This is a genomic window from Moorena sp. SIO2C4 (genome assembly GCF_010672485.1).
Classification (GTDB): Bacteria; Cyanobacteriota; Cyanobacteriia; order Cyanobacteriales; family Coleofasciculaceae; genus Moorena; species Moorena producens.
Window position 1 is genome coordinate 1 of record NZ_JAAHGN010000521.1, and the last position, 5,152, is coordinate 5,152.

The following is a 5,152-nucleotide window of genomic DNA, read 5'->3' on the forward strand; positions in this document are numbered from 1 at the left end:
CAGCAATCAGCAATCAGCAATCAGCAATCAGCAATCAGCAATCAGCAATCAGCAATCAGCAATCAGCAATCAGCAATTGGCCACGCTACGCGAACACCAATCCCCAAGTTACAAGTTTTTACATGACCGAGTGCAGCAAGCGGCTTATTTTCTGATTCCGGAAGACCAGAAACAGTTAACCCACCTAACCATTGGGCAACTGCTGTTGAAAAATATCCCGACAGCAAAACGAGAAGAGAAGATTTTTGATATTGTCAACCAGTTGAATTATGGTGTGGAGTTAATCACCGATCAAGCTCAGCGAGATGAATTAGCTCAATTAAATCGTATTGCTGGAGAAAAAGCGAAGGCGGCGACGGCCTATGGGGCTGCTCTGAGATATTTAACAGTAGGTCTGGAACTGCTGGGGAAAAATAGCTGGCAACGTCAGTATGACCTAAGCCTAGCCCTATCTCAAGCTGCCGCCGAGGTGGCATACCTCAATACAGACTTTGAGCAGATGGAGCAAATGGTCCAGGTGGTGTTGGCACAAGGGAAAACACTACTGGACAAAATCACAGCGTATGAAGTCTCGATTGAAGCCTATAAAGCTCAAAGCCACGGTGAGCAAGCCATTACCACCGGGCTCCAAGTCCTGAAGTTATTGGGGATAGAACTGCCCCAACAGCCCAGTCCAGAAGAGATTGGGCTGGCACTACACCAGACACAGTCAGGTTTAGAAGGTAAAGAGATTGAGGACTTAATTGATTTGCCGGTGATGACCGCACCCGAAAAACTAGCGGCGATGAGTATCCTCTGGCGACTGATGCCAGTTGCTTATAGGACCAATCCTCTACTGTTTCCGTTAGTCGTTTTGAAACAGGTCAATCTCTCCCTCCAAAATGGCAATTGTCCTTTGTCTGCTGTGTCCTATGCAGGTTACGCAGTCATTCTCTGGCAGCTTTGTGGAGATATGGATGGCAACAATCGATTCGGTCAACTGGCTCTGAAGTTATTAGCACGGTTCAATGCGAAACAGCTTAAATCTGGAGTAATGTTGCTGGTCAATTTCGGAACAAAGCCCTGGAAAGTGCATCTGAAAGAAACATTAACCCCTTTGCTAGAAGCTTACTCTGTAGGGGTAGAAACTGGAGATTTTGACCAATCTGCCTTCTGTGCAATGTTCTACTTAGAACATTCCTTTTGGCTCGGCTTGGAGCTGGCTGAGCTTGACCAGACCTGTGCCAAATATCATCAAGGGATTGATCAACTCAAGCAAGAGATGCCACGTCAGTTTACGGCCATCACCTGGCAATTGGTCTTAAACTTGCTAGGACAGGCTGAAAATTATTGTTGTTTAAGGGGTGAAGTCTACGACGAACAGATCATGCTCCCACTCCATCAGGAGTTCAATAACCTCAGGGCAATTTACACCCTACACCTGAATAAATTATTCCTCTGTTATCTATTTCAGGATTATCGGCAAGCTTGGCAACATGCCACCATTGCCGAAAATTATTTAGATGGAGCACCAGCCGTTTTCGTTTTTGCAGTTTTCTATTGGTACGATTCTCTAACTCGCTTAGCTCTCTATCCTCAACAGAATCACGCTCAACAAAAACAAAGTTTAGATAAGATAGCCCACAATCAAGACAAAATAAAAAAATGGGCAGACCATGCCCCGATGAATTATTTGCACAAATTTTATTTAGTAGAAGCCGAACGCTATCGTGTTTTGGGTCAAAAGCTTGAGGCTATGGAGTATTATGAGCGCGCCATTGCTGGCGCAAAGGAAAACCAATACATCCAAGAGGAAGCCCTGGCTAATGAACTGGCTGCTAAATTCTACTTGGAGTGGGGTAAAGAAACTATTGCCCAAGCCTACCTGAGTTGTGCCTACTATGGCTATAGTCGCTGGGGCGCATTGGCTAAGGTGGAGGATTTGGAAATTCGCTATCCCCAATTTCTCAGTTCTATTCTTACCGAGAAAACTATCAATATCAGCACCGGGGAGACGATCACCAACCTCACCACTCAAGGAGTTAATACCACCACTACTAACGGTTCAACCACTTTCGACTTGGCTACGGTGATCAAAGCATCCCAAGCTCTATCTGGGCAAATCCAGCTAGATCAGTTGCTCTCGACTTTGATGCAAGTGGTGATGGAGAATGCTGGAGCTGACAAATGCGCTCTAATTTTGGTTAAAGGTGACCGGTTAGTGATCGAGGCTATGGAAACTTCTAATCAACTGGCTTTCGTTGAATCTATGCCAGTGGAAGAAAGCCCAGATATTCCCCAAAGTGCGATTAATTATGTTAAACGGAAATCGGAAACCTTAGTTATCAATGATATCACGGTTGAGACTATCTTAGCTGCTGACCCCTATTTTATTAGTCAGCAACCCCGGAGTCTGATGTGTACTCCGATCATCCATCAAGGTAAACTAATTGGCTTACTTTATATAGAAAATAATCTCACCACTGGAGCCTTTACTTCAGATAGATTAGAAGTCTTAAATCTGCTCACATCCCAAGCTGCTATTTCCCTAGAAAATGCTCAACTTTACAGCAATTTAGAAGAGAAAGTTGCCGAACGCACTGCTGAATTAGCACAAGCCAAACAAGCAGCTGATGCGGTTAACCAAGCTAAAAGCGAATTCCTCTCCAATATGAGCCATGAATTGCATACTCCTCTCAATGGCATTCTTGGTTATTCTCAAATCCTCAAGCAAGACGGGTACCTAGGCACCAGGCAAATCGATGGTTTAAGTATTATTGAGGAAAGCGGCAACCATTTGTTGACTCTGATCAACGATATTTTAGACCTATCTAAAATTGAAGCTCGCAAAATTGAACTTTACCCCAGTGACTTACATTTTCAAACTTTCATCGAAAGTGTGGTAGCGATTATTCGCATGCGAGCCTTAGAAAAAGATATCTTGTTCAAATACGACCCTGTGGGGAATTTACCCAATGGGATTCAAGCTGACGAGAAACGGTTGCGACAAATCTTGATTAATCTCTTGGGCAATGCTGTTAAATTCACTGACCATGGTCAAGTAACGTTGCGAGTTAGTTTACAGCCGTTTTCAGATGAATTGACCTCACTACAGACAGCTGCAAGCCCCCTAAATCACCCAATTCTGGGGGACTTTAACTCAATTTCCCCCACCGGTGCGCTTTCCGTAGGGGAATTAAATTCGCCACGGGTCGCACCGCAGAATTGCGGGGCTAGGGGGGCGAAACTTGCTGTAATTGAGCAACAACAGACTACTTCAGTTATCCGTTTTGAAGTCATTGATAGCGGCGTTGGCATGTCCCCGGAACAGTTAGAAACAATTTTCCAACCCTTTGAACAAGTGGGTGATACCCAACGGCGCTCTGCTCGCACTGGCTTAGGCTTAGCCATTTCTAAACAACTGGTGGAGTTAATGGGGGGTCAACTGATGGTAACCAGTGAATTCGGTAAAGGGTCTACCTTCTGGTTTGAGATCCCCTTTACTGTGGTCAAAACCGTTACCAAAGCTCAACCGGAAATAGTGGGTAAAATTAAGGGCTACAAGGGTAAACGATGCCAAATATTGGTAGTGGATGGTCAACTGGAAAATCGCTTAGTTTTGCTCAACATGCTCGCACCGATCGGCTTTGATATCGTCACCGCCGAGGATGGTGAACAAGCAGTATATATGGCGGCTGAACTTCACCCCGACCTGATTTTGACTGATTTAGTCATGCCAGTTAAAACTGGCTTTGAAGCGGTTAACGAAATCCGACAAATTCCTGAAATTAAAGACATACCCATCATTGCTGTCTCAGCTAGCTTCCTGGATATGGATCATAACAAGAGTAAGATAATTGGCTGTCAAGCTTTTCTGTCCAAACCCATTGACCAGAATAAATTATTCGCTTTATTGGAGCAATATTTACCGATTGAGTGGGTGTATGAACCAATTGATGACATGGGTTTGAGCAAAAATGGCACTATCTCAAGTCAGACAGCAGCAATTATCCCGCCGCCCCCTGAGGAAATGGAAGTACTCTACGAATTGGCCATGCTCGGCAGTATGAGAAAGATTCGCGATCGCGCTATGTTCATAGAACATCTCCATGAAAACTATCGGCCTTTTGCTAATAAGCTCAAAGATTTAGCGGATGGATTTCAAGAACAAGCGATTTTGACTTTAGTGGAAAGTTATATTAATTGAGCTATTAGTCGGGAGTAGGGAGTAGGGAGTAGGGAGTAGGGAGTAGGGAGTAGGGAGTAGGGAGTAGGGAGTAGGGAGTAGGGAACAGGGAAGAGGCAAGAGGCAAGAGGCAAGAGGCAAGAGTGAAAAAAATCTGTGTATCTCATTAGAATAGAAACCGCTGTACAAAAAGCTATTGATGAAGTAGAGGGTAATCTTAATGATGATCAAACTTAAATATAAAATGATAATTCAATGGTCAGAATAAGATAATTTTTTTTTAGTTGGTTTTCCCGATTTACCAGGACAAAAATGGCGGAATCATGGCGATTCTTATGAAGAAGCGGTTAAGAATGGAACTGAAGCGTTAGAATCTTTGGTAATAGCTTATCAAGAAACAGTAACGCACCACCGGGTCAAACTATAATAAAACAAGTATAAATTTACAAAGTGACGTCATCGGTATGCCTACCTTAGATATAACAGTTGAGCAAGTCATCATGTTAGTAAAGCAATTACCTTTAGAGGGAAAGAAAGCTGTATTTAAGGTACTCCAAAAGGAATTATAATTTCAAGAAAATCCCTGGTTAAAATTGGCTGGAAAATATCAGGACGATTCAAAATTTTATGAAATGTTAGCTTACATCGAAGCTGAATGCTTACATAACGCTAAATAAGAGAATTACCACACTCACCAAACTCCCCACACTCCCTACACTCTTCCAATTCCCAATTCCCGATTCCCGATTCCCAATTCCCGATTCCCTTTATATATACATCCCAAAAGCAAAAAAAAATAGCCGTAGAAATACTATCCACGGCTAGTTCAATGATTCATGTCAGAAGAATACCCGAAACCATTCGGATGTGATCCTATGCTATCAGACCAAACCCAAGGCTCCCGGGGGGGAAACCCCCCCAGAAATTTAGCGATGCAGCGCGGTCTTGGGGGTTTCCCCCATGAGCGACTGCATCAAGACAAGGTGA

At 43.7% G+C, this 5,152-nt stretch carries 3 protein-coding genes and 1 pseudogene; 2 read left to right on the forward strand and 2 right to left on the reverse strand.

Annotated elements, in window-relative coordinates; genetic code table 11:
* Positions 1 to 76 precede the first annotated feature (76 nt).
* Positions 77 to 4,186: an ATP-binding response regulator gene (locus F6K20_RS23435; protein WP_287296208.1), complete on the forward strand. Its 4,110-nt coding sequence runs from the start codon at positions 77 to 79 to the stop codon at positions 4,184 to 4,186.
* Here F6K20_RS23435 and F6K20_RS23440 read toward each other — a convergent pair.
* Entirely contained in the window at positions 4,174 to 4,332 is a 159-nt protein-coding gene (locus F6K20_RS23440; protein WP_154659700.1) for a hypothetical protein, read from the reverse strand. The two genes, F6K20_RS23435 and F6K20_RS23440, sit on opposite strands and share 13 nt — an antisense overlap.
* Before the next feature lie 56 nt (positions 4,333 to 4,388).
* Between F6K20_RS23440 and F6K20_RS40830 the strand changes: the two are divergent.
* Positions 4,389 to 4,592: pseudogene (locus tag F6K20_RS40830) on the forward strand (type II toxin-antitoxin system HicB family antitoxin).
* Between the two features lie 242 nt (positions 4,593 to 4,834).
* On the opposite strand, the gene F6K20_RS23445 reads toward F6K20_RS40830, so the two are convergent.
* Complete coding sequence (locus tag F6K20_RS23445; protein ID WP_154659699.1) at positions 4,835 to 4,984, reverse strand: hypothetical protein; 150 nt, start codon at positions 4,982 to 4,984, stop codon at positions 4,835 to 4,837.
* Positions 4,985 to 5,152: the final 168 nt, after the last annotated feature.

What these genes read in the sequence shown, in the direction of transcription:
- F6K20_RS23440 (WP_154659700.1), bottom strand. Translation starts at nt 4,332, where the DNA reads ATGAGATACACAGATTTTTTTCACTCTTGCCTCTTGCCTCTTGCCTCT.